This window comes from Alteribacter aurantiacus DSM 18675 (assembly GCF_000429705.1).
Taxonomy (GTDB): domain Bacteria; phylum Bacillota; class Bacilli; order Bacillales; family Salisediminibacteriaceae; genus Alteribacter; species Alteribacter aurantiacus.
The window spans coordinates 186,593-209,029 of the sequence record NZ_KE386942.1; the positions used below are offsets into that span (position 1 = coordinate 186,593).

Annotated in this window: 29 protein-coding genes; 13 read left to right on the top strand and 16 right to left on the bottom strand. The window is 40.7% G+C overall.

All coding sequences use genetic code 11. From position 1 onward, the window contains the following. Positions 1-20: 20 nt before the first annotated feature. The 5 genes from G476_RS0116185 to G476_RS0116205 are packed head-to-tail and all read left to right on the top strand — an operon-like array spanning position 21 to position 4,162. Positions 21-746, top strand: a complete 726-nt coding sequence (locus G476_RS0116185) for a hypothetical protein (RefSeq protein WP_026691018.1) — start codon at positions 21-23, stop codon at positions 744-746. A 10-nt stretch (positions 747-756) separates the two neighbouring features. After that, positions 757-1,146, top strand: coding sequence for a GntR family transcriptional regulator (locus G476_RS0116190; protein ID WP_026691019.1), 390 nt, complete (start codon positions 757-759; stop codon positions 1,144-1,146). Beyond that, on the top strand, positions 1,143-2,015 hold the full coding sequence (locus G476_RS0116195; RefSeq protein ID WP_026691020.1) for an ATP-binding cassette domain-containing protein: 873 nt from the start codon (positions 1,143-1,145) through the stop codon (positions 2,013-2,015). The genes G476_RS0116190 and G476_RS0116195 overlap by 4 nt, the downstream gene beginning before the upstream one ends. Continuing rightward, a complete protein-coding gene (locus tag G476_RS0116200; protein WP_026691021.1) occupies positions 2,008-2,943 on the top strand; it encodes an ABC transporter ATP-binding protein in 936 nt (311 codons plus the stop codon). The genes G476_RS0116195 and G476_RS0116200 overlap by 8 nt, the downstream gene beginning before the upstream one ends. Continuing rightward, positions 2,936-4,162 (top strand): ABC transporter permease, encoded by a 1,227-nt coding sequence (locus tag G476_RS0116205; protein ID WP_026691022.1) that lies wholly within the window; start codon positions 2,936-2,938, stop codon positions 4,160-4,162. Before G476_RS0116200 ends, G476_RS0116205 begins: the two co-directional genes overlap by 8 nt. 264 nt (positions 4,163-4,426) lie before the next feature. On the opposite strand, the gene hepT is transcribed toward G476_RS0116205, so the two are convergent. The 4 genes from hepT to G476_RS0116225 all read right to left on the bottom strand — a co-directional run bounded on the left by hepT (position 4,427) and on the right by G476_RS0116225 (position 5,799). After that, on the bottom strand, positions 4,427-4,843 hold the full coding sequence (gene hepT, locus G476_RS0116210; RefSeq protein ID WP_026691023.1) for a type VII toxin-antitoxin system HepT family RNase toxin: 417 nt from the start codon (positions 4,841-4,843) through the stop codon (positions 4,427-4,429). Continuing rightward, the gene (mntA, locus tag G476_RS0116215) at positions 4,833-5,240 is read right to left on the bottom strand and encodes a type VII toxin-antitoxin system MntA family adenylyltransferase antitoxin (RefSeq protein WP_026691024.1); all 408 of its coding nucleotides are present in this window, start codon (positions 5,238-5,240) and stop codon (positions 4,833-4,835) included. The genes hepT and mntA overlap by 11 nt, the downstream gene beginning before the upstream one ends. A gap of 112 nt (positions 5,241-5,352) precedes the next feature. Continuing rightward, the gene (locus tag G476_RS0116220) at positions 5,353-5,571 is read right to left on the bottom strand and encodes a hypothetical protein (protein WP_026691025.1); all 219 of its coding nucleotides are present in this window, start codon (positions 5,569-5,571) and stop codon (positions 5,353-5,355) included. A gap of 45 nt (positions 5,572-5,616) precedes the next feature. Next, the gene (locus G476_RS0116225) at positions 5,617-5,799 is read right to left on the bottom strand and encodes a hypothetical protein (RefSeq protein WP_026691026.1); all 183 of its coding nucleotides are present in this window, start codon (positions 5,797-5,799) and stop codon (positions 5,617-5,619) included. 232 nt (positions 5,800-6,031) lie between these two features. Here G476_RS0116225 and G476_RS0116230 point away from each other — a divergent pair, with 232 nt between their 5' ends. Beyond that, a complete protein-coding gene (locus G476_RS0116230) occupies positions 6,032-6,310 on the top strand; it encodes a hypothetical protein (protein WP_026691027.1) in 279 nt (92 codons plus the stop codon). Between the two features lie 87 nt (positions 6,311-6,397). Here the strand turns inward: G476_RS0116230 and G476_RS22980 are convergent, their stop codons facing one another. After that, positions 6,398-6,826, bottom strand: coding sequence for a hypothetical protein (locus tag G476_RS22980; protein WP_026691028.1), 429 nt, complete (start codon positions 6,824-6,826; stop codon positions 6,398-6,400). A 202-nt stretch (positions 6,827-7,028) separates the two neighbouring features. Between G476_RS22980 and G476_RS0116240 the strand changes: the two genes are divergently transcribed. Continuing rightward, positions 7,029-7,346 (top strand): hypothetical protein, encoded by a 318-nt coding sequence (locus G476_RS0116240; RefSeq protein WP_156906612.1) that lies wholly within the window; start codon positions 7,029-7,031, stop codon positions 7,344-7,346. 57 nt (positions 7,347-7,403) lie between these two features. Here G476_RS0116240 and G476_RS0116245 read toward each other — a convergent pair whose 3' ends face one another. Genes G476_RS0116245 through G476_RS0116255 form a run of 3 tightly spaced genes read right to left on the bottom strand, consistent with a single transcriptional unit; the run spans position 7,404 to position 9,038 of the window. Then, entirely contained in the window at positions 7,404-7,889 is a 486-nt protein-coding gene (locus G476_RS0116245; RefSeq protein WP_026691030.1) for a DMT family transporter, read from the bottom strand. A 17-nt stretch (positions 7,890-7,906) separates the two neighbouring features. After that, positions 7,907-8,593 (bottom strand): Crp/Fnr family transcriptional regulator, encoded by a 687-nt coding sequence (locus tag G476_RS0116250; RefSeq protein WP_026691031.1) that lies wholly within the window; start codon positions 8,591-8,593, stop codon positions 7,907-7,909. A gap of 19 nt (positions 8,594-8,612) precedes the next feature. Further along, positions 8,613-9,038: a DMT family transporter gene (locus G476_RS0116255; RefSeq protein WP_026691032.1), complete on the bottom strand. Its 426-nt coding sequence runs from the start codon at positions 9,036-9,038 to the stop codon at positions 8,613-8,615. A 135-nt stretch (positions 9,039-9,173) separates the two neighbouring features. On the opposite strand from G476_RS0116255, the gene G476_RS24095 reads away from it, so the two are divergent. From G476_RS24095 to G476_RS0116270, 3 genes are all read left to right on the top strand, one after another. After that, on the top strand, positions 9,174-9,308 hold the full coding sequence (locus G476_RS24095) for a hypothetical protein (RefSeq protein ID WP_281170468.1): 135 nt from the start codon (positions 9,174-9,176) through the stop codon (positions 9,306-9,308). A 155-nt stretch (positions 9,309-9,463) separates the two neighbouring features. After that, the gene (locus tag G476_RS0116265) at positions 9,464-10,207 is read left to right on the top strand and encodes a class I SAM-dependent methyltransferase (RefSeq protein ID WP_026691033.1); all 744 of its coding nucleotides are present in this window, start codon (positions 9,464-9,466) and stop codon (positions 10,205-10,207) included. A 241-nt stretch (positions 10,208-10,448) separates the two neighbouring features. Next, positions 10,449-11,015, top strand: a complete 567-nt coding sequence (locus G476_RS0116270) for a DUF4256 domain-containing protein (RefSeq protein ID WP_026691034.1) — start codon at positions 10,449-10,451, stop codon at positions 11,013-11,015. Positions 11,016-11,066: 51 nt separating this feature from the next. On the opposite strand, the gene G476_RS0116275 is transcribed toward G476_RS0116270, so the two are convergent. From G476_RS0116275 to G476_RS0116290, 4 genes are all read right to left on the bottom strand, one after another. Then, positions 11,067-12,233: a hypothetical protein gene (locus G476_RS0116275; protein ID WP_026691035.1), complete on the bottom strand. Its 1,167-nt coding sequence runs from the start codon at positions 12,231-12,233 to the stop codon at positions 11,067-11,069. A gap of 295 nt (positions 12,234-12,528) precedes the next feature. Beyond that, a complete protein-coding gene (locus G476_RS0116280) occupies positions 12,529-13,482 on the bottom strand; it encodes an ABC transporter permease subunit (RefSeq protein ID WP_026691036.1) in 954 nt (317 codons plus the stop codon). A gap of 3 nt (positions 13,483-13,485) precedes the next feature. Continuing rightward, positions 13,486-14,424 carry an ABC transporter ATP-binding protein gene (locus G476_RS0116285; protein WP_026691037.1) on the bottom strand — a complete coding sequence of 313 codons (939 nt, stop codon included), beginning with the start codon at positions 14,422-14,424 and terminating at the stop codon, positions 13,486-13,488. A gap of 474 nt (positions 14,425-14,898) precedes the next feature. Continuing rightward, positions 14,899-15,411: a DUF3231 family protein gene (locus tag G476_RS0116290; RefSeq protein WP_026691038.1), complete on the bottom strand. Its 513-nt coding sequence runs from the start codon at positions 15,409-15,411 to the stop codon at positions 14,899-14,901. A 661-nt stretch (positions 15,412-16,072) separates the two neighbouring features. Here G476_RS0116290 and G476_RS0116295 point away from each other — a divergent pair. Both G476_RS0116295 and G476_RS0116300 read left to right on the top strand, forming a co-directional pair. After that, positions 16,073-16,528 (top strand): hypothetical protein, encoded by a 456-nt coding sequence (locus G476_RS0116295; protein WP_026691039.1) that lies wholly within the window; start codon positions 16,073-16,075, stop codon positions 16,526-16,528. A gap of 198 nt (positions 16,529-16,726) precedes the next feature. Next, complete coding sequence (locus G476_RS0116300) at positions 16,727-17,578, top strand: BMQ_0737 family morphogenetic spore coat protein (protein WP_026691040.1); 852 nt, start codon at positions 16,727-16,729, stop codon at positions 17,576-17,578. 35 nt (positions 17,579-17,613) lie between these two features. Here the strand turns inward: G476_RS0116300 and G476_RS0116305 are convergent, their stop codons facing one another. After that, positions 17,614-17,961, bottom strand: coding sequence for a DUF3992 domain-containing protein (locus G476_RS0116305; protein ID WP_026691041.1), 348 nt, complete (start codon positions 17,959-17,961; stop codon positions 17,614-17,616). A gap of 179 nt (positions 17,962-18,140) precedes the next feature. Here G476_RS0116305 and G476_RS0116310 point away from each other — a divergent pair, with 179 nt between their 5' ends. Then, a complete protein-coding gene (locus G476_RS0116310; RefSeq protein ID WP_026691042.1) occupies positions 18,141-18,614 on the top strand; it encodes a hypothetical protein in 474 nt (157 codons plus the stop codon). A gap of 80 nt (positions 18,615-18,694) precedes the next feature. Here G476_RS0116310 and G476_RS22250 read toward each other — a convergent pair whose 3' ends face one another. The 3 genes from G476_RS22250 to G476_RS0116325 form a co-directional block, all read right to left on the bottom strand. Next, on the bottom strand, positions 18,695-19,966 hold the full coding sequence (locus tag G476_RS22250; RefSeq protein ID WP_035187210.1) for an ATP-binding protein: 1,272 nt from the start codon (positions 19,964-19,966) through the stop codon (positions 18,695-18,697). A gap of 73 nt (positions 19,967-20,039) precedes the next feature. Next, entirely contained in the window at positions 20,040-20,255 is a 216-nt protein-coding gene (locus G476_RS0116320) for a hypothetical protein (protein ID WP_026691043.1), read from the bottom strand. Positions 20,256-20,529: 274 nt separating this feature from the next. Next, a complete protein-coding gene (locus G476_RS0116325) occupies positions 20,530-22,167 on the bottom strand; it encodes a bifunctional metallophosphatase/5'-nucleotidase (RefSeq protein ID WP_026691044.1) in 1,638 nt (545 codons plus the stop codon). Between the last annotated feature and the right edge of the window lie 270 nt (positions 22,168-22,437).

The window sequence follows — 22,437 nt, forward strand, 5'->3', positions numbered from 1 at the left end:
TAAGGAAAGGAACTTGTCAAATGGAGCATATACGCACAGCATTATGGCTCGTCAGATTCGAATTGACCGTATCAAAGAAGCATTATTTGTTCTTGTTTTTTTTAGCTGGTATCTATGCATTTTTCTTATATATCTCTATGCCTGGTTACCTTGAAGACAACTTCTTCTTGGTGGATCTCTTTTTAATTATATACATTGTGACGATTTCATTTACCACCAAACCTAAAGGCATTCAATACCAAAAAATAAATAACAGCTTATTTGCATCACCTTACTTTGCAATGCTAAGCCAGCTTCCAATCGAACGCTCTGTTCTTATTGCAAGCAGATTCATCTTACTCTTCTTGGCTAGTGTAGGAGGGACCGTATTGGTCTTAGTAATGACCTATTTATCATCTCCTGAATTTCAGGCAACCATTGTGCCATTGCAATTAATATCACTGATCATGATTTGGATTTGTATCACCTTTTCTTTGGGAGGCATGTTCCCTGCCAGTGATCCCGGTGATCGAATTAAACGTTTTACGTTTTTTTGGTCTTACGTAATTATTATCGTATTCTTGATTTCCCTGTATCTGATTTTTCAAGTGTGGCTTGGTACCGGCATATTTAATTGGACCATTTATCTGGCATCTGAGTACACAATTATTTCTCTTATCGGTTTCTTAGTAGCAGCTTGTCTTGTGACGTGGTACTGGTTCCACTTGGCCAAGAGAAAAATACAAAATATAGATTACCTACATTAAGGAGGTTGACATGAAGCTTCCAATTCGGCTTTCCAAATCCTCCAGGGAACCCATCTATCATCAAATCGAAAACCAAATAAAAACACTGATTGCGAGCGGTCAACTCATTACAGGGGATCCTCTTCCCTCCATAAGGGTATTGGCAAAGGAGCTGGAAATCAGCTCTATCACAATTAGAAAAGCCTATCAAAACCTTGAATATAACGGGTTTATTCAGACGTCTCAGGGAAAAGGAACATTCGTGGCAGAGGTAGACCCTGATATGAAAGCACATATGGCTAGCCAAGAAGTTGAAGAAGCTATTTTAAAAGCAATCTCAACGGCCAAACAGCATGAATTATCGAACGAAGAAATACTCACAATGTTCAAATCATTACTTCAAAAGGAGGAAAAACGATGACTGCCCCATTAAGAATTAAGAATATGGAAAAATCTATCGACGATTTTCACTTAAATATAAAGGACCTTACCTTTGAGACAGGAACCATTACTGCTGTTGTTGGAATGAACGGTGCTGGTAAAAGTACCTTTTTTAAGATGATTATGAACCTTGTAAAACAGGACACGGGAACGATTGAGGTTTTTGGTCAGTCCGTCACCGATCAGAGTGATAGCTGGAAAGGGCTTGTCGCTTATCAGTCTCAAACGTTAACCGGCTGCGAGCCCTTTACAGGTGAACAGGTGCGTAACCTCATGGCAAAAATCTACCCTGACTGGGATGAGGCCTTGTTTAGAAGCTTTTCACAAAAGCTCCAAATCCCATTAAACAAACAGATTCAGAAACTCTCCCCTGGCGTTAAAACAAAGCTAAATCTTGCACTCAATTTCGGTAAAAACACACCTCTTCTGATCCTAGATGAACCTACAGCTGCAATGGATATTCCGTCGAAAAACTATTTTATACAGTTTTTACTCGACCTCATGGAAAGAGGCGACAAAACCATCCTGATCGCCTCTCATCAGGCAGATGATATCAAAAAGTTGGCTGATTACTTGTTGTTTATTGATAAAGGCCAGGTTTCGAATCTTTTGGAAAAGGATTCACTCGCTTCCACTTACCGCCTTTTCTGGTTAAAGGAAGAACCACCAATCACCCTCATTCCAGGAGAAATCAAGCGCACGTATAAAAGAGTGATTTTATCAAACCAGCCGGAAGCCACTGTGGCATATCTTTCTAAAAGCAGCTTGACTATTGTAGATGAAGAAATACCAGATTTAGAGGAAATCATTCAGGAAGTATTAACGAAGGGAGAGATTATTTATGCCTAATACTGTACTCACTGTTCAAAATCTCCGAAAATCATTTAAAGAACAGCAGGTGCTATACGATGTTTCATTCAATGTTAAAAAAGGGGAGATTACAGCCCTTCTTGGCCCTAATGGTGCCGGAAAATCAACTACGATTAGAAGTATTATGGGAATTATTTATCCTGACCACGGAACGATCCACTTTAATGGGGAGCAAAAAAGCCAAATTCCAAAACATAAAATCGGTTATTTACCAGAGGAGCGCGGCCTTTATAAAAACGTAAAAATTATGGACATTCTTCTATATTTTGCAGAACTTAAAGACTACCCTCTGAAAAAAGCAAAAGAGCGTGCTTTATCCTATCTAAAAAAGTTTGGTTTGGAGGGCAAAGAGAAGGTTTCAATTGAAGAGCTTTCGAAGGGCATGGGGCAAAAAGTTCAATTTATCGCATCAATCATTCATGAGCCAGAGTTACTTATTTTAGATGAGCCTTTCTCAGGGTTAGATCCCGTAAGTCAGGATGTTTTCAAAGAAGAAATTCGGGCCCTCGCCAAAAGTGGGACTGCTATTCTTCTTTCAGCTCATCAAATGAACGTGGTAGAGGAAATGGCAGATCGACTAATCATGCTTCATAAGGGCAAGCAAGTCATCAGCGGCTCAATGGAAGAAGTAAAAAGACAGTATGCCAGCTTTAAATGTACGATCCATGGAAAAAATGACGAAAAAAAGCTTCAATCCATCGCTTATGTTACTCGCGTGGAACAGACGGACAATGTGTCGATCCTTTTTTTGGATCAGAACCTAAGCCCATCAGAATGGATTCGTGAGTTGCCATCGGATATTCATATTGAGGAATTCAGATTGGACCGAATTTCCCTACATGAAATCTTTATTGATGTTGCCTCAGATCGCACCCTTACTAGAGAGGAGGAGGAAAATTATGCGTAACAGCTTAAAAGTTGCTCGATGGGAATTTAAGCGGAATGCCAAAAATAAATCGTTTGTGATTTCCTTATTTTTGACTCCAGTATTATTCATTCTATTTGCTACTCTCCCCTCACTTTTGTCGGGATTGGGGAGTAACGACGAACCGGTCAATGTGAATGTATCAGATCCGGCTGGTATATGGGAGGAACATATCGAACCATATATCAGCCCATCAGATTTAAATTGGGAAGTTAGGGTTGAAACCATGTCTCAAGATGAATGGATGAACACATCACAAGAGGATGAAAGCGCTGCTGTATTTCTTGTTCTTGATGAAGCGGCCATTCATGATGGTCAAGTCACTTATTATTCCAATGACAGCACGCCAGATTCATTCGCAGTAGATATTCAACATCTAGGACCACCCCTTCAGCAACTCTCCCTTCAGCATGCTGGGTTGTCAGATGAACAAATGAATGCCGTTACGAGCGGAGTCCAGTTCAACGCCGAACAGGTGTCAGGTCAGGAAACGACTACATCAGAAACAAATTCACTAGAGCGTATCGTCCCTGGTGCATTTGCCGGACTGATTCTATTCTCCATCGTGATGACGGGCATGATGATTTTCCAGAGTGCTTCTCAAGAAAAGAAAGAAAAGGTCTCTGAAATTGTATTGTCTTCTCTGACACCAGCAGACTTGATGCAAGGAAAAATCATTGGCTACTTCTGGCTTGGCATGCTTCAGGTAGGTGTGTGGCTCATCGTTGCACTCCCTATTGTCCTTTGGAGGTTCAATGAATTTCCAATCCTAGAGTTTTTACTTGTACCTGAATTACCTGTGTTAATTTTGATTGCATTAATCGGCTACCTGTTATTTGCAGCACTATTTGTTGGTCTTGGCGCAACGATAGAAGATATAAGCTCAACAAGTAATTTCCAAGGCATGATCATGATGCTACCTTTTTCTCCTTTAATTCTGATTAGACCGATACTATCAGATCCAAACGGATTAGCAGCCCAAATCGGGACCTATATTCCATTTACATCCCCGACCGTTTTGATCATGAGGCTTTCTTTACTTGAAGAATGGCCGTGGATTGAAATCGGTATTGCTATAACCTTACTTATTCTATCTGTCTGGATCGTAATGAAACTTGCAGGTAAGATCTTTGAAGTGGGTATCCTTTTGTACGGTAAAAATGCATCGATGAGTGACATTGTCAAATGGGTTCGTTCTTAAATATCTATAAAAGGACCACGTGCATGTTTATGATAAGTAAACATGCATGTGGTCTTTTAATCGTTTAATCCTTTAGGCTTTGAATCAATAGCGTTGCACAGTGTGTTGTTGATCAACACACTTTCATTCGTTTACAGACATTATAGTGGAAGAGACACAGTTCCGGTGGAGGCTAAAACTCCCCTCCTTTTTAAACATAGTAGAGGGATAAGAGTATTCCAATCGCTATAAAAAAGAAACCGAATGGCCTCTCCCACTCCGTTTCTACTTCTTGTTGCTATAGTCGATAATCGCTTTAGTGAATGTGTGAAAATCTCCTAAGTGAACATCAAGAATTCTCTGCAAAATAACAAGATTAATCTCTTGATAATCGTGAACGGCAATGTTCCTAAACCCAACCATCGCTTTCATTCGTTCACTTAACGTATTGGATATGACCCCAACGTTCTCTAATGTTGAAAAAGCGTCCCGGCTGGATTGTGGAAGGCCCCATTTGTTTTCAGATATGAGATGCATGGCCAAATCGATGCTTGCTTCACATGACCGTTGCAAATTGAGAACGATTGAATCTTGTTTGGTGAAATTCCTTAACTGATCAGGATCTTGATTATATTCTTCCCTAATGCGCTTTAAACACCTTTCAATTATGCTTATCTTATTTAACACAACATCACTTTTCATAGACGGTCCCACTTTCGTTAATCCGATTGAGTATACTCGCCCGTTCTTCATTCAATTTAGCATACATGTTGAATGCCACCATTTCAAAACGTTGTCTCTTGTACTCATCTGAACAGTAAATGGCCGTCCCCGTATGAATAACCTGTGCACGAAAAACAGTACTTGCCTTCTTTAAGTCGACTAAATCCACTTCTCTATTTACCTTGTCAGCAAGCGTTTGGGCAATCATAAAAAGGTCATAGGGACTACAAACCTTATTATCACTGAGAAAAGCTAGATCCAAATCACTTTTATTATGAGTTTCACCGTTAACCGTCGAACCAAAGACATAGATAACATAAGGAGAAACGCTATTCTTCAAAACATTAATGATGATTTCTTTCTCACCGTCCAACATTATCCATGCCTCCTTTTTACTATAAACGATCGACAAGTTTTACTTTCATTATACTCAAATTAAGTGTCCAGTTCTATTTTGAATATTAACATTTAGAGGGGAAACTAGTTAGTTACTTATTCCCCGCTCTTCTTTTACGCTCCTTCGTACAATACACCATCACCTTTGTGACATCCTGTTCATACCAAAATTCTTTACGATCAATGATATATCCCCAACCGTCATGGATAAGCGTATCCCCTTCGTTTGGTAAAAACAGGTACCCTTCTGATTGAATCTTAACCACTTCTGTATCATTCGTTGTTTCAACATAATAAACGTTTGTACGCATGATCCCACCTCCTACCTTATATACGCCCGTATGAAGGTTTAAGTTTCACACTCGTCTCTTTTTATGTAGCCGATATTCGATTCCGAAAAAATAGACACCGATAACAAATAAGATCGTTGAGATCATCATCACAATCCCACCCCAGGCTCCGCCAAGCATCGTTTCATGCACCAGGTTCATGGTGTGTAGTAAAGAAACGATTACAAATAAAATCACATACGTTTTCATAATAGTGACACCCTTTTCTATGACAAATGTCTATATTTTAACACAACCAATCTATCATATGGGTAAATATGTTAAAGTAGGCATGAGACTCATCATTGGCGCCACCATCTTCATCTTTATGTACAAGAATACCATTCTGGGCCTTTAATCGTTTTTTCCTGGATGGGGTGCTCTGGTCAACTTTAGTAAAGTGATGATAAAAATATAATCACCTACAATGGAGTGTTTACATATGACAATTGCAGCATTCGGAATTCTACTCGTTAGTATCATTAATATTTTTTTGGATCGGATTTTAAAAGATGACGTGCATGAAAACAAGATGAAGTTTATCCGACTTTTAGTCATCTTGGCAGCACTACCGTACTTTTGGATTTTAGGTCAAGGAGAATATCCGTATGTCACGTATGGCGTTACAGCTTTGATTCTTATTCTTTTTACGTACAGCGCGTTTAAGTACATGAGTGGGCGAAAGATTAACCAAGAGAGTAAAGAGAGAGGTGTAAAGTGATTGGTAAGCTTCACAAAGTGATGAATAAATTCTAATAGTGATTGATAAACCGCTCAACGTGATACTCACCCCCATCCCTTCCTCCGCCTACCTCAACAACCAAGGTACATTCATTTGCACCTCCAATTGTATGGCAGGCTTAGGAAAACGGACTGGAACCAAATCCAATTCGTTACTCAACCTAATCTCACAAACAGGCTGTCCGTTCATCTTGATCGGTTGCCAATCCGTTGGGCCGTCTACAATCTTACCCCTAACATGATAAAACACCCCATATAAATGAGTACCATCTTGATTTTTCGTATATTCCGAGACTTCCCCTTCTTTTCGAGGATCAATGCCAAGAGAATGAAAGAGAGCATTTAGCTCCGACGAGAACGTGCTACAAGCTAGTACATAATTGCTACAGTAATCACAATTACAATCGTCCGTAATGAGGTGATACTGATCGTAAAATTCTTTTGTTTTCCTCACATCCACCTCTATTGCCCAAGACCCGAAAAGTATCTGTTCCATCGTTTCATCTCCTTTTTTCCTGATCCATACTATTCCTATTTTACCGTTCCTACATTATAATTGGTATATATTACAAAGAGGAGCTTTTAAAATAAAAATAATAATCATGTTACTCGCACTCGTTTTATTTTCAGCTTGCTCAAATCACGACTATCACTATTATTTTTATGGAGAGGGGGATTACTGGGAAGGTGAATACTCGATGATCGGAACAAAAGTTCTAGAAGAACAAAATGGTAGAACCACTTACACGGATAAGAATAGCGATGACTTTGCAATAACATACAAAGGTCCTTTAGAAGATCTTTCTTCATTACAATCACTTGAATATTCGTTTAGTCATTCTGCAGGTGGCGTAAGTACACTAGAAGATTACGACCGCCCACCCGTCGAAGCTACCTTTGAAAGCATCGGTGGCATAAAAGATGGGATGAAAATTAGTAGAAATGAAGTGATTCACGTTCACGTTATGTGGGATGATGCAGAAGAGTCGTTCGAATTGAGACGTGCAAGTAAGTAAAACGGGTGCAATACAAAAAGTATCGCACCCGCTTGACTATTAACATAACAAATTTTGCTATCCTAGCATCCTTTTCTTATTTTCCACTTCCATTAAATCAGCCTTCTCTTTTGACCTCATTTTAAACACCAGCACCCCTGCAATAATCATTAAAATTCCCGCCAACTTCGTCATGCTAAACGGAATTTTTTCAATGCCCATCCATCCAAACGAATCCCAGATGAGGGCGGTACTTAGTTGCGCGGTCATGACGATGGAAATGGTTACCGTCGGTCCAAGCCGCTTCATAGCTTGAACAAGGCAAAACACAACGCCTACTCCTGTTACCCCGGCAAACCAGTACCACAGGTCGATTTGTCCCAATTGAATACGACTGAACTCCCCTGCCATGATACTCGCAACCAAAGCAAACACAAACCCCATTCCAAGGGCTAGTGTTGTCGTGGTCCACGATCCGGTCTTTTCGTTCACTTTATTATTAAATACCGTCTGCAAACTGATTGCCGCTCCGGCAGTTGCAGCTAATATGAGTCCTACTACCATTCTAATCCCATCCTCGCTCATTCTTCATCGTACAAAACAGGATCAGCAAGCTCTTTTAACCTATCTCTGTCTACCATACGAATGTATCCGTTTGTTCGTTCAATCCAATTTTCATTAATCATCTTGTTAATCACCCGATTCAAGTGACGATATGACGTTCCTAAGAGGTTCGCCACGTCCACCATATTCGAAGTGGCAAGTTCTTCTGCTTCTTCACCATTCGCAGGCGATACATTCAAGACGTAACTTGCAAACCGGGTTTCCACTGGATGCAACAAGTTAAAGTTCGTAAAGTTTGAATCGATATGGAACTTCACCGTGATCACTTTAAGTAAAAAGTGAAGAAAAGGGGCACTGGTCGCTCCGTGCTCTTCAATCGCCCGATACGGTAGAGTGAGCAACTGAGAGTTGGTTACGGCTTCCACCGTATTAATTACACGGCACTTTCGTACATATTCCACATCCCCAATCGCTTCAAGGGGCTTCTTGAAACACAGAACGAGGGTTTTTCCTTGAGGCGACTCTGTATAAATCTTAATTTTCCCCTCTACTAAAAGGTAAAGGTGGTTAATAACGTCCCCTTGAGAGCAGATCTTTTCACCTTTCTTATAGTGGTACAAACGAAGTTCTTCCTGAAGTTCCTTGGGAATGGTTTCCATTAATCCGAAAACATCCACAAATTCCTTTACTTTTGTATCGACCATATCGCTTCTCCCTTTCTCGTTAAAGCTGCATAACGATAACACCTAAGACCATCAACGTAACACCGATGTACTGTGGCGCGTGAATCTGTTTCTTTTCCATGCCGAACCATCCTCTTGTATCAATAAAAAATGCCATTAACACCTGGGAAATTAACAGCATGGACATGGTCAATGTAATCCCGATCGAGTGGATCGCCGTCACCTCATTAAAAATAATCAGTAATCCAAACGATCCAGCAAACAAATAAGCCGTTTTAACCGATTTTATTTGAGTATAATTCCCGTCTCTTACCAACAACCATATTGTGAAAGCCAAGAAAAATCCCGTAAACTGCGTAATTGTAATCGCAGGTAGCGTTCCGATTTCTCCGCTAATGTTTGCGTTTAGTACTCCTTGAAGGGTAATAAACATTCCTCCAAGAAAAGCAAAAAGCACACCTTTCATCCTCACCCACTCCTTCCTCGTCTAATTAAAATACAGACGCTTCGAAGGATAAAGGACATATGTCCCTATTATAAAAAAAGACATGGCCATACTCAAGAAATGGTAAAATGAGGATAGACCATAGGAGGGTTGCACATGTGGATCATCGGCACTGCCATTGTACTTATTATATTTTTTTCATCAAGTATCATTGAAAGAAGACTTAAAAATATTGAAGCACAAAATGAACGGATGATTACGATTTTGGAAGAAATGAAGAATCAAAAATAAAATAGGGAATAGCGGTTTTCCCACCTTTTTTTTCAATTGCAAGAGTATGATACACTGAATCCATCTTACTTATGGAGGTCATTGTTTGACATACAAGGGATCTGATCTGGTTGTTCCTCTTCTTTCAATCAACAACATCTAAAGGAGAGTGTAAAATGGAATCCTATTTTTTTGAAGCATTCGAAAACATGAATCGCCTAGCACCGGGAAGTTATACGTCTACAAAGCGAGCAGCAGAGCTTTACCCCGATCGAACAAAGGATATGAAAATATTAGATATTGGCTGTGGTAACGGAGAACACACCTTATTACTAGCGACACTTTTCCCGAACGCCATGATTACGGCGATCGACAACAACGAAGCGTTCATTCAAACGTTGAATGAAGCGATCGCAAGTCAGGGATTAAGCAGCCGCATAACCACTTACTGCATGTCCATGTTTGAGATACCTTTTGAGAAGCACTCGTTTGACCTCATATGGTCAGAAGGTTCGATCTATATTGCAGGGTTCAAAAAGGGCCTCAACGATTGGCGATCATTGTTAAAACCAGACGGCTGGCTCATTTGTAGTGAAATCTCTTGGCTAACCGATTCACCTAACGAAGAAGCGCGTTCGTTTTGGGAGGAAGCTTATCAAGAGATGAACACGGTTAGTGCCAAGATTGAGGATAGTAAAGCAGCGGGATATGAAATGAAAGGTCATTTTGTTCTTCCACCTTCTGATTGGACAACAGAATATTATGAACCTCTTCAAAAAAACCTTAATCGAATGAAAACAAAATACAGAGCCAATGAAGAAGCGAAACAAGCGATTCAGATGATTGAAAGTGAAATACAACTCTATAAATCTTACGGTAGTGATTACAGCTACGTGTTTTATGGGATGAAAAATAACTAATATAAGAAGGTGCGGCCTGCTATAGGTCGCATTTTTAAAAATTAATCTAACCAGATCGTAACACTCGTACCTCCTTCGAACCCTCTACACTTTTACCTTTTAACAACGTTTTCGGAACCAACAATCGCAGCGAGGATGTCTTTATAAGTCTTATGTTACATTAAAAGTAGATGTCTATCCGAAAAAAATGTCTATCCGGACAAGATATAAACCTAAGATATCAAAATGGAGGAAACGAATGATGCCAGATGTTAAACAGGAGCTTACATTAGAACAACGAGAAGCCTTGCTCCAAACATTGAAAACCCGTTTCGAGAAGAACATGGATCGTCATGAGAGCGTTGAGTGGAATGATGTCCAAACCAAGTTAGAAGCTCATCCAGACAAACTGTGGTCGCTCAACGAGATGGAAAAAACCGAGGGAGAGCCAGATGTGGTCAGCTATGGTAAAGAAACAGACACATACCTCTTTGTGGATTGTTCAAAAGAAAGTCCAAAGGGTCGAAGAAGTGTTTGCTACGATCGGGAAGCACTCCAGTCAAGAAAGAAGTACAAACCTGAAACTAGCGTCATTGATATGATTACTGAAATGGGTATTGATCTTTTAACAGAAGAACAATACCGAGAACTTCAACTCCTCGGACCCTTTGACTTGAAAACATCAAGCTGGATTCAAACGCCTTCACGTATTCGAGACCGTGGTGGCGCCCTTTTTTGTGACCGTCGCTACGATACGGTCTTCGTTTACCACAATGGAGCCGATTCTTACTATGCTGCAAGGGGATTTCGAGGCGCACTGAGGGTATAAGCTTACGATAGAAAAAAGAGCTGAATGATCAGCTTTTTTTTTGATCAACCATCAGGAATTCTCGTGTTGTTCAATTTGGTTTTGATACCTCATCCTCTTCATTTTTTCAGCCATATGGAAGTGGTGATCTGCGGGCTTTATTTTACGAAGCACAAATACAAGAATGAGAACCAGTACTGTCCCTACAACAAAGGGGCCAATCCCTGCCAGAGAATCCTCGGGCAAGCCCGGCTTTGTTACCGAAGCGAGAAGCAAGGCTCCTACAATAAAGAAAAGACCAAGCCTGACGATAGTCGCTTTCTTAAGAGCATAGCCGTAGAGAGTGTAACCGGCCAGGAGAATGATCTGACCTAGAATCATTCCTGGTATCGTATGGAAAACCTCGGATTCATATATTGTATAACCTAAGCCCATTTCGATGAAAAACACCGCCAGGAACAACACGATTGTGGCAATCAGTACTTGCCATGCCTTCAACGGGAAACGGACAACGGACTTGAAGTCATATTCTTTTATTGTTTTTTCAGGGTCATACGTGTGCCCCCGATGCCAGCGACTATTAAAATAGAGACGATCCTCATTTACAGGACCTTCATACGCATATGGCTCTTTGAAAATACCTTTGTCATAAAGCTCATGTCCATCCCTGCGGGTAATTAGAGTATTGATTCTTTCATCCGAGCTGTACATCGGAATTCCGGTTTTCTGTGCCTGTGTAAGCCAAGCGTCTGCATCGTGCTTTGTTTGAAAAATCATGAGATGAAGAGGGACTTTTTCTTCATCCGACCTTCTCATCAATATAGCTGGAACGTCATGATACGTCGTTTTTCCGTTTTTCGCGGTACTTATTCTCGTTACCTCATAAGGAGCAAGAAGTATGGATTTCACCGTATTGAAAGGAATTTCATGGACGTTCTCGGGCTGATTACCCCCTTCCCTCCACTGCGCCTCCCAGAAAAAATTCTTAGTTAAATCAATCCCAAATTCATAGAAGAGGTCAAGGTTATCGACTGTGCCTCTTAGTTTAATTCCAAGAAACAAAGATCCTGCAGCAAACGCCCCAAAAAGGACGTAAGCGTAGATCTCTCCAATTATGAATGCTCCATACAAAGAACCTGCAGCACATCCATACAATATAAAAGCAGTTAACTTTGTCAGAATGGGGTCCACTTTGTCCATTTTTCCCCTTTTTGAATCATGTGTTTTTCCTTCAAGCATGGTAATCTCCTATTCTTTTTTTTTGGCTTTCTTACGTCCATAAATCTTAACATAATTATCCAAGATCTTGTCTTTTCACACATTCATTAACTCACAAAAAACCACAAAGATGGAAATGAATAGTTCCATCTTGTGAATTGTTGCATGAATGATTATAGAGGATTTATAGATCATTTCAAACGTTGATTTAGCATAGAAAAAACGCATGGGATTTCATGTATGAAATCCCTGCGTTCTCCCTTGTGATTTGATTCTTTGTACTCCTAAGGGAAGGGCTCCCAAGTTCTTTTAAGCCTTATGCCAAATCTCTTTTTTGAAAAAAGGCAGTTGCCGCACCGATCAAAATGAATGCGTACACAGCCAGAACAGCCAATGAGAATCCAATTCCCACCCCAGGCATGAGTTCATCTGCCGTCACATAAGTAGTCAAACTGAGGTGTGGCAAGAAGAATAGTTTATACCAAAGGTAATCTTGCAACATCATGGAGAACCCTTGCATAATATTGGTTCCAAATAATACGAAGATACTAATCCCCACAGCAAGGGTCTGACTTTTAAACAGGATGGATAAGGTAAACGCAATGATGATAAACATGAGGGTATTCAAGAAATAAAGACCCATTTTCATCGGAAAGACTTCTGAAACCGTCGTGATGATGCTACCACCCATCCCGTACTCTAGAATTGGGGTCGAAAAGCTCCCTGTTCCCGCAACGATTGTTCCCATGAGATAGACAGAGAGAATCGCCGTAATAAGAAGGATAATCATGAAGCCAACGACCGTTACGAACTTCGCAAACAGAAACTGCCAACGTTCAAAAGGTTGAATAAACAAATGCTTGAGCGTTCCTTTATCCTGCTCGGATGACACGATTGTACTCGCCAACACCACGCTAAACAAGGTCACAAATGAGGTTACTAAAAGAATCGTCTCGTTTAAGAAAATCGCATTATTACTCTCATAAGGATTGATCCCGGCTTCAAGTAGCTGCTCGTTTTCATCAATCACTTGCATAGCGTAATCTTGTGCCCACTCCTCTTCATCATCTGAGGCCAAGATTTCTTCTTGCGTGGCAATTTCTTCTTGTAACGTCGCTTCCCAGTTTTCTCGTTCCTCTACTTCTCCTTGTGAAAAAGAGTTGTACATTAAGGATGCTCCAATAGATAAGACAATAATAATTCCTACAAACAACCAAGATTGCTTTTTATTCCACACTTTTGTCCACTCATTTAAAATTAAAGTCAACATCGGTTACACCTCCCCCTTCTGTTCAGCTGTGAGCGCAAGGAATTTTTCTTCAAGAGAGGTGCGTTTCGATTCGATACCAAATACATCTACTTCAGCTCCAACAAGTTGCTTATTCACCATCGGGATGAGGCGTCTGGGCATTTCAAAAATTAGTTCGTGCTCCTTTTCCTGACTTACTAATCTTACGTCTTCCACTTCCTCTAACAAATCTTTTGCCAACTGCCCTTGCCCTTTTTTGACAAGGAGAGAGACGATTTCATTTCCTTCTTCTTTGTACGCGTTTAGAGTCGCCAGTTCCGAGATGTCAATGACCTTACCCTTTTCCATAATGACAACACGATCACACATGAGCTGCATTTCTGAAAGGAGATGCGAAGAGACGAGTGTGGAAATGCCTTCGTTAGCCAATTCTCTCAAGTAATCTCGTAATTCTCGTATCCCTTTTGGATCGAGCCCGTTCGTTGGCTCATCTAAAATCAATAACGCAGGTTTATGTAACATCGCCTGTGCCACGCCGAGACGTTGCTTCATTCCAAGACTGTATTTACTTACTTTGTCTTTGATCGCTTTTTCCAGCTGTACGAGCTTGATTACTTCATCAATTCTCGCTTCGGACGCTTTCGCCATACGAGCAGACAACTTTAAGTTTTTGTAGCCGCTCATATATTCGTAAAAAGCCGGGTTTTCAACGATTGCGCCAATATCCGCTCTAGTGGCTTGTGCCTCTTTGTCAATATCTTTGCCATTAATCGTCACCGAACCACCTGACTTTTTAATCAGGCCCACAATCATTCGGATTGTCGTCGTTTTTCCCGCTCCATTCGGTCCGAGTAATCCAAGGATTTCTCCTTTTCTCATATCAAAACTCACACCATCAACAATCGCCTTATTTTTACTCACTCTCTTCGTTAAATCTCGAACACTCAGGATATGTTCACTCATCCTATCCCTCCCATTTATCTATCGGACATACCTTATGTACGGGCAAAAAAGGAGGAAGTTTCATAAAAGTGATAATTTTTACAGACACCAAATTGGTATTACTATTTTGTGATAAAACTTCACACTGATCACTATGCTTAAACGACTACTCGTCGATACAGTAAACGATGTTAAACCTTAGACTACCCTAAAGGTGACTTATTGACATAAGACAGACTAGTTTCCGATAAATTTAAAAATCGAATGTTAAAGTTCAGGGGCAAGTTCTACTTTGTTTTTTCATAAGAAAAAGCTCCAGTACGAAGACAAGCCAGGTCGTCCTGACGCCATTTTGCTTGTAAATTACAAGGAGCTCTAACAAGGGACTGGATGGGATAATAAATCGCTGCTTACACCTACACCTGAATACACCGAAAAAACATCGTCCTAAGTTAGAAAATAATAAAGCCGGCCTTTTCAGCCGGCACCTTTGAATTAGTCTTCTGAAGGTTTATGCACATGAAGGGGTGGAGGTACTAACCATCCCTTTTCTTTATTTAGCTTTAACAGTTTTGCTCCGTTCTGTGCTTTTACTGTATGGAACTGTCCAAACATCATAGCAACATCTTCTCGTGTTGACTGTCCCATCGCCTGGCTGCATGCAACCAGCCCTGCTGCAATATCTTTTGAGATGGATAATGCAATTTCAGGATCGTTAATACGTGCGCCAACAGGAATATCTTCTAAAGTGGCTTTTGAACGCTCTGGAGGGCTTGGTGGAAGAGCAATTCCATTTTCTTTAAGTAACTCTGTCACTTCTTCTTCTTCTTGTTTTCCTTGATCGATAAGGTTATTGATTAACTTCTTAAGGTCCTCGTCACCGCAATGATTAGCCTGCGTTTGATATGAAGCCACCATTGCTTTTATACCAGAAAGGTAACTCCAAGTACTGAATACTTCTCCGTAATGCAATGGCTGATCTTTTGGATTTCCAGACATAATTCCCATAATCATCCTCCTAATATTTATCATGTGTGTCGTCTCCTTTTACCTGGTGATGACCAACATTATTGTTTAACAAGAGGATGAATGTATGCAATAATTTCACATACATTAAATAGACATTATACCAATTTGAGGTAATTAACTTTTGTGAATCCTATCCGCGGACAAAACCTAATCAAAGGCCTTCTCATCTCATCAATGGTCGTATCCATATCCTTGGTAGCTTATGAGCGGTTTCCAAGATGATTTGTGAATTGTTGCATCTATGTATTTGTATAGGAAGCATGAGAGCGTGTGCATACTTGATTAAGTGTCTTATCTTTGGGTTAGCCTAAGCTCCAGATAGCAAGAAGTACATAAATGCCTGCCACTACAAAGACAATTCCTTGTCTTTACCTATTCACTTCGTTCACTCCTTATTCCTTATCGGTAGCAATTTAATTTGTTTTTCTTAAAAAAGTCGACAGATGTGACGTTTTGCCGTCTTTTGAGAATCTTTAAGGAAATAATGAATACATGAACGTATATAATGAATTTTTTACATTTATAAAGAATCTTTAACTACTTAATAAATCCGCCCCTCACCTTTCTACCAACAAATCTCAAAAACTATGAATGAAACGTCCCTCTATGGTCATACTATCTAGTAAAAGGGGTGATCGACTTGGCAGTTACTAGAAGTGTTTATCATTGTACGCCTCCTATACTCGGTTCCATGTCCCTCCTGATTAGCGGAAATCACGGTGAAAAAATCAATGTTTTGCACGATCTCAGATCGTTTATGATCAACAATACCATTGCAAACGAACCGTCACTCTTACTTTGTTTCCCGACTCTATTTGACGAACTTCGCCAACCTATTGAAGCTACAATCAAATACGAAATAGCGAAAACAATCTTCACGTTCACCAAACAAACAGGCGTCTATTTCGACTTGTCACAGCTACGTTACTTAGAACGACTTGCAGACAAAGAAGCTGATGAAAAAGTGAAGCAAGAACTTGAGAATATTATCTTTTGGCACGAGAACTTCATGTATTGCGAGATTATGGGCGGCGGTGTGAAGACGTATTCTGGGGAGATGAAGCATTACTTTCCAAATGCACCGTTGGCTTTATAGAATCCTCCAAAAAACACCTAACCATCAGGTGTTTTTTATTTGCAAGTAAAGATTTCTTTTTCCATCAATTATAAGTTTCATTAATGTTCTTAAGGAGCTGTTGCTAAAAAGTAGACGGTCCTTTTTGGATTCTTAAAAAAGGTTAACCGCCCATGCCTATCTTGCATAGAATACGATGTAAGGAAGGAGGAGAACCCTTTGAATCTTATTAAATGCAAAGAACAGCACTGTTTGATTACAACCAAAGTATATGATTGGATATATAAATTAGAGTCGTTTTCATGCGATCCTTTAAAGGTGAACCTTCCTTGTTATTCAGAACCTAAGCGTTGCATTGAAGGTGACCTCTTTAATGAGCAGATGTTGCTATGGAGAAAAGGCGCACCTTCCATGACTGCATTTGGAACGATTTCCATTTCTGTTAATCAACAAAGCAGCCCACTTGAAATTCATATTAACGGAGAACTTGTACATACGTTAGACGCAGGCGATTGCCACTCGTTTACGTATGATCAGATTAATGACATCATCGTAAAAACAAGCGGAATCTCTTCATTTCAAGCAACCCTACAAGTCCATTACCAACATAAATTGTCAGAAGATGACAATCTCAAGCTTACTTGCGAACTTTTCCATTTAGAATGTACAGAAGTAACAAAGTCCAACCTGCGAAAGGACGTTGTTATTTACAAAGAAGGGAAACCAATCACTTTACAAAAGGTGATCCTACAAAAAAGCGGATGTTTTTCATTATGTTTATATAAACATAAACAACTTATATGGAAAACTGTGGTTCCTTTTTGCTTTTTAGAAACTGTTTATTTGTGTGCACCACCAACAACAGATGTCGATTGCACCATTGTCACGGCAGAATGTGACCCACATATTGTCTTTGTCAATGGGAAGCCGTGCATTCAAGTCCAACTCACTTTTTGCCAAAACATCTTAGTAACAGGTGAGATCGTAGTCAGTACAAAAGGAACTCCATGTGAGCCACGAAAACACATCACACTAGACAAAGCTCCCTGCCCTGTCTACCAGCTCTTCTAGAGCTGCGTACACAAGGAGGGAGCTTTTCACTTTATTTAAAAACGATAATTAATTGAAAAAGCTACTTTAACATCAGACGTAAGTCCTTCTCCTCCACCTTCAGGAGCAACAGAAATGGAATTCAAGTTATCTAATGTAACCGCCTCACTCTCTCCAGGAGCGACTACAACTCCCGTAGCCACACCATTGACCACCAAGCTAGCAGAAGGACCTTCTTCTATACCATCATTTTCTATCACAATCGTTCCATTGATTGTAAAAGCGCCATTATTCGTCCATACCAATTGTTCTTCTCCACCGGTTTCAATTTCAATATTGAAACAAACCGCATCATTTACACAGCAGTCTTGTTGCTGTCTTCCACAACTCCCTAACTGAGCCACAGAAAATCCCCCCTTTTTATCTTCACCATATCCTATGCCCAGTAGGCAAATACGTCTGTGCATCTGCCCACCAATATAGAAATCAATTTTAATAACTTCAGGATTTATAGATGAACGCATATATCGTCATGGATAGACAGGCATACACTATGAATAATTCATGTAAAGGAGGTATCTCATTGGCCAAACTTTCTTCATGTTGCAAATCCACTTGCCCGTCCATACCATTTGTATATGGGGCATTGTATGGAAGTACCGATACCTTCCCAGCAGCTATCTTGAACACCCCTGTAAACTTCGTTTCGTCAGGCCCATCGATTGGTTTAGTCGCAGATCCTGGCAGTAACGCGATTATTATTGAATCTTTTGGGGTTTATGAAGTGAACTACTCGATTACCAACCAAAACACGACCGTAGGAACCGGAACTGGTGTCATTCGGTATAGCATTTACGTTAATGGCGCAGAACTCCTCGCTTCACGGTGTCGAACGGCTAACCGAAACCAAGACTTTTTCCAAGAGGACACGCTAGCAAAAACCATTCTTACCACTTTAAATGCCTCTGACGTTGTTACATTAAGACCGTCCTTAATTGAATCTGGTTCACACGCTTATTTCAACCCCACCCTCGTCGTTACAAAGCTTCCTTCATAAAAGGTCATAGAACAAAAAAACACCTGCTTGAGGTGTTTTTTCACTTTTCTCTCCTATTTAGTTAAGAAGGTGAACCTTGATTAATAAAACCCAAGCCTAGCCCCTTCTTCGCTCATCCACCCATCCTTGCTCCGAGCGTTTTCCGCGCGAAGGTCTTGGCAGAGTTCTTCAACATTCACTTTCTCTCCATAATACCAATCTAGAGCAATATTCTTATATAGCTCATTCAATTGCGCAAAGGTAAAACCATCTGTTGCGTCCACTACGCTACTCAGTTCCTCTTTTGAAAGAAGGTCTCCAAGCTTCTTTTTGACTAAGTATTCGTGGCGCATAGGAGAAGTTGGCCCTTTCATTTCATAAGCCCGGTCAAAACGACCCGCGCGGTTAATAAGAGCCGGATCAATTTGTTCAGGATAGTTGGTTGTGCCAATGAGGAAGATACCTTCCTTTGATGTTGCCCCGTCCAGTGTGTTCAAAAACACAGACCTAACCGATTCAGGTAGGGAGTCAATGTCTTCTATCACCAGAACCATCGGCGCCATTCTTGAAACCTGTGAAAACACCTCTTGAATCGAATAACTGGACGTATACTCGGTAATCTGCCAATAGGCGACAGGAGACGAAATGCTGTTGGCAATCGACTTCACTAGGGTTGTCTTCCCGTTTCCCGGCTTACCGTACAGGAGTAACCCTCTCTTATATGGAATGTTATATTGTTCAAAAAAAGACCCGTTCTTTGTAAAAAACTCATCCACGGAGCGAAAAATTTGACGCTTGATTTTATCCTCCATAATCACGTCATCACGGGTTACATAAGAGGTGATCTTCTCTTTTGTAGGCTCTACACCATGCTCCATATCTGTAAACACGGTCACATAGTTTTTAATATATTCTTTCTTACGCGATTGGACGTAGTCTAGAAAGCGCTGCATATCTTCATCACTGTGTGCAAGAATGTAGTGATGAATCATATCACCAAAACCATGCATCACTTGGGCTTGGACAAGGCCAACATTATAATTTGGGTAAAAGAAAAGTGTGTTAAGGATACTCGGTTTAATCACAAATTGCTGGTGCTTTTCCCGCTCCTCTGTTGCAATAGACTTCGTCGCTACATGGTCTACAATGTGGCAAACCGCCCTCACATTCGACTGCTCATCTTGAATGTCTTCCTCCAGCACCTCCCATATTTCTTGGGACATGCCGTCTTCTGAATACATCACATACTCGTTCGTACCGGAATGCTCCTTTAACGCCTCTTTGCATTGGGCAATAAGATAATTAAGGGCATGTTGATCGGACATGTTCATCTGACTTGTTTTTTCAGCGGATAACAATGTTTGACGTTTCATTTCCTCTGCTCCTTGAGAACTCGAGATTAGTAGATACGTATCGATTATATACTAAACATGTCATTATTATCCATCACGAACGATTTCTTTCATACACAGATGCTACCTCATAACCAAATCCTTCATCAATCGCCCCCTGTATATCTACACGGTTTCCTTCATGATCACGAATCGTTGCCCCGTGCTTTACAACAGAATAATAGAACTTCTCGTCTGCTTTTAATAGAGCATGCTTCAGCTTTGCCCCGTAAAACAGCTCTACTTCAATGCCATTTACACTTACTTTCACCTTATATTCCCCCCCATAAAAAAAAAGAGGTTGGGACAGAAAAGTATTATAATGAAATCCGAACAAACCATATGCGGTGCAAGTAAGCCGCTACTGAAATATACTACGCTTTCCGCGGAAAGCGGCTGAGCCTCCTCGGGCTTTGCCCTGCGGGGTCTCAACTTCGCTTTTCATCCCGCAGGAGTCTTCGTATATTTCATCCGCTATGTTAACGTTTTGTTCGTCATTTCAGCTAAACACTTTTTTTGTCCATGCCTCTTCTTGTTTGATTTAATTAAAACGGGCGTCCTGGGTTTTCGGGCTTCCCTGCAAAATCAGGCTTCCCAGGTTGACCGGCGTGGTCAGGTTTTCCTGGTTTGTCTGGCTTACCTGGTTTACCCGGCTTTCCTGGATCTGGAGTTGTTTCTTCGTCTTCTTCATACAATTCAATGCTGATTCTTCCTTCAGAGGTATAGTCAATCGCTTCCCCTTGTGAAGTGAACGCTTCAGCCCAGTCAAGCATGGCGTTCGTCATAAATCCGGCACCCGGACGGATAACATTTCCTTCAAAGCTATAACCACTTCCACCAGTACCAAGGAAGTCAGGAATCGCTAAAACATAAGTCTCGTCGTAGTCGATTGGCTCACCGGCTACTTCCATTTCAATATCAACAAGGTTTCCTTCTTCATCTGTTAACACCGTATAGTGAAGACCTGATGTTTGAAGATCGATTTGGTTGCTTCTATTATAAGAATATTCGAGAACATCCTTGATCGCAGCACCTGTCATTTCAATTTCCATGACTTCGTTCGCAAATGGCTCAACGATATAGATGTCTCCTGCAGTAATGTCTCCAGGCTCGATGTTCGCACGAATACCACCGTTGTTTGTTAAAGCAATATCAGCGTCGATATACTCACGCATAGCATCTGTCCAAAAATTTCCGAGTGGTGCGTCCACTTCATAACGCTCATCACGGCTAAGTCCTGTATTGGTATATCCAATCACTTTCGAAAGGAGCTCGTCCATTTCTTCGTTGTATGCGTCAATCATCTCTTGAATGTGAGGAACTGTTTCCGTTAGCTCACTCACATCTTGCAAGTGACCATCAACCGTGACCACGTCTTTTGTTTCACGGTCAATCTCAAGGGTTACATTTCCTAAATACCGGTTGTTCGATCCTGCTTGGGCGATTGGCGTTCCAGCTACAACGCTCGGCTCTTCCAACACCGTGTGGGAGTGACCGCCAACAATCAAGTCAAAGTGATCTGGGAACGCTTCTGCTATTTGCTGATCGGCACCATATCCGATGTGCGTTAAGCCAATCAATACATCCACTTCATCTTTTAAGTATTCATACTCTTTAATGGTGTCTTCATAATCGTGAAACTCTAACCCAACAATTCCTGCTGGAGCAGTAGCCGGTGGGTTTTGTGTTAGAGCTAAAATACCGACAGTAAAGTCTCCCATGTCTTCAATGATATACGGATCGGGCTGCTCAATTGGGAATTCCGGATCCACTACTTCCATGTTTGCACTCAACCATGGGAAGTTTGAGAGCGCTTCGTTGTTGATAAATGCCTCTTGACCATAGTCAAACTCGTGGTTCCCAATGACCATTGCATCAACGTTCATTTCATTTAAAATATTGACAAGGGGCTCTCCTTCTTGTAAATCAACAACCGGGTTCCCACTGAAAATATCCCCTGCGTCTAAGTAAAGAGAATGCTCTGCTGCTTCTCGTTCTGCGTTAATGTAAGCCGCAGATTTCCCAAGGTCATCAATCGTCGAATGAATGTCATTCGTATGTAAGATTTTTAACTCATGATTTCCTTCCTCTGCCTGAACCTCTCCACTTTGCATTGAGAGAAACGGCGACATCAACAAGCCCCCAACGAGAGCCGTTGCCAACATACGTTTTTTCTTTCCCATTCCATCTGCCTCCTGTGTAAGTAAAATAATGATATTCTCTTAACCTGAATATCTACTGACTACTATACTGGAAAAATATGAACCTACCGTTTTCCTAACGTTAAGAATCTTTACAATCATGTTTCACAAATGAGGATAAAAGAAGCAGGTCAAAATACCTTTATTTTTTTGCTATCTAAACATACTTTTTTTGTAGAAAGAGGCAAGGAGCATTGGGCCCCCTGCCTTCTACTTCCCAGTCACTCTAAAAGTTAAAGATCGGACTTTTTC

Coding starts and splice junctions, on each gene's coding strand:
- G476_RS24095 (WP_281170468.1), top strand. CDS start 9,174: ATGTGGATCATCGGCACTGCCATTGTACTTATTATATTTTTTTCATCA.
- G476_RS0116245 (WP_026691030.1), bottom strand. CDS start 7,889: ATGGTAGTAGGACTCATATTAGCTGCAACTGCCGGAGCGGCAATCAGT.
- G476_RS0116200 (WP_026691021.1), top strand. CDS start 2,008: ATGCCTAATACTGTACTCACTGTTCAAAATCTCCGAAAATCATTTAAA.
- G476_RS0116265 (WP_026691033.1), top strand. CDS start 9,464: ATGGAATCCTATTTTTTTGAAGCATTCGAAAACATGAATCGCCTAGCA.
- G476_RS0116240 (WP_156906612.1), top strand. CDS start 7,029: ATGATCGGAACAAAAGTTCTAGAAGAACAAAATGGTAGAACCACTTAC.
- mntA (WP_026691024.1), bottom strand. CDS start 5,240: ATGTTGGACGGTGAGAAAGAAATCATCATTAATGTTTTGAAGAATAGC.
- G476_RS0116220 (WP_026691025.1), bottom strand. CDS start 5,571: ATGCGTACAAACGTTTATTATGTTGAAACAACGAATGATACAGAAGTG.
- G476_RS0116190 (WP_026691019.1), top strand. CDS start 757: ATGAAGCTTCCAATTCGGCTTTCCAAATCCTCCAGGGAACCCATCTAT.
- G476_RS0116230 (WP_026691027.1), top strand. CDS start 6,032: ATGACAATTGCAGCATTCGGAATTCTACTCGTTAGTATCATTAATATT.
- G476_RS0116280 (WP_026691036.1), bottom strand. CDS start 13,482: ATGTTGACTTTAATTTTAAATGAGTGGACAAAAGTGTGGAATAAAAAG.
- hepT (WP_026691023.1), bottom strand. CDS start 4,843: ATGAAAAGTGATGTTGTGTTAAATAAGATAAGCATAATTGAAAGGTGT.
- G476_RS0116185 (WP_026691018.1), top strand. CDS start 21: ATGGAGCATATACGCACAGCATTATGGCTCGTCAGATTCGAATTGACC.
- G476_RS22980 (WP_026691028.1), bottom strand. CDS start 6,826: ATGGAACAGATACTTTTCGGGTCTTGGGCAATAGAGGTGGATGTGAGG.
- G476_RS0116290 (WP_026691038.1), bottom strand. CDS start 15,411: ATGGGAATTATGTCTGGAAATCCAAAAGATCAGCCATTGCATTACGGA.
- G476_RS0116255 (WP_026691032.1), bottom strand. CDS start 9,038: ATGAAAGGTGTGCTTTTTGCTTTTCTTGGAGGAATGTTTATTACCCTT.
- G476_RS0116250 (WP_026691031.1), bottom strand. CDS start 8,593: ATGGTCGATACAAAAGTAAAGGAATTTGTGGATGTTTTCGGATTAATG.
- G476_RS0116275 (WP_026691035.1), bottom strand. CDS start 12,233: ATGCTTGAAGGAAAAACACATGATTCAAAAAGGGGAAAAATGGACAAA.
- G476_RS0116270 (WP_026691034.1), top strand. CDS start 10,449: ATGCCAGATGTTAAACAGGAGCTTACATTAGAACAACGAGAAGCCTTG.
- G476_RS0116195 (WP_026691020.1), top strand. CDS start 1,143: ATGACTGCCCCATTAAGAATTAAGAATATGGAAAAATCTATCGACGAT.
- G476_RS0116205 (WP_026691022.1), top strand. CDS start 2,936: ATGCGTAACAGCTTAAAAGTTGCTCGATGGGAATTTAAGCGGAATGCC.
- G476_RS0116325 (WP_026691044.1), bottom strand. CDS start 22,167: ATGGGAAAGAAAAAACGTATGTTGGCAACGGCTCTCGTTGGGGGCTTG.
- G476_RS0116285 (WP_026691037.1), bottom strand. CDS start 14,424: ATGAGTGAACATATCCTGAGTGTTCGAGATTTAACGAAGAGAGTGAGT.
- G476_RS0116225 (WP_026691026.1), bottom strand. CDS start 5,799: ATGAAAACGTATGTGATTTTATTTGTAATCGTTTCTTTACTACACACC.
- G476_RS22250 (WP_035187210.1), bottom strand. CDS start 19,966: ATGAAACGTCAAACATTGTTATCCGCTGAAAAAACAAGTCAGATGAAC.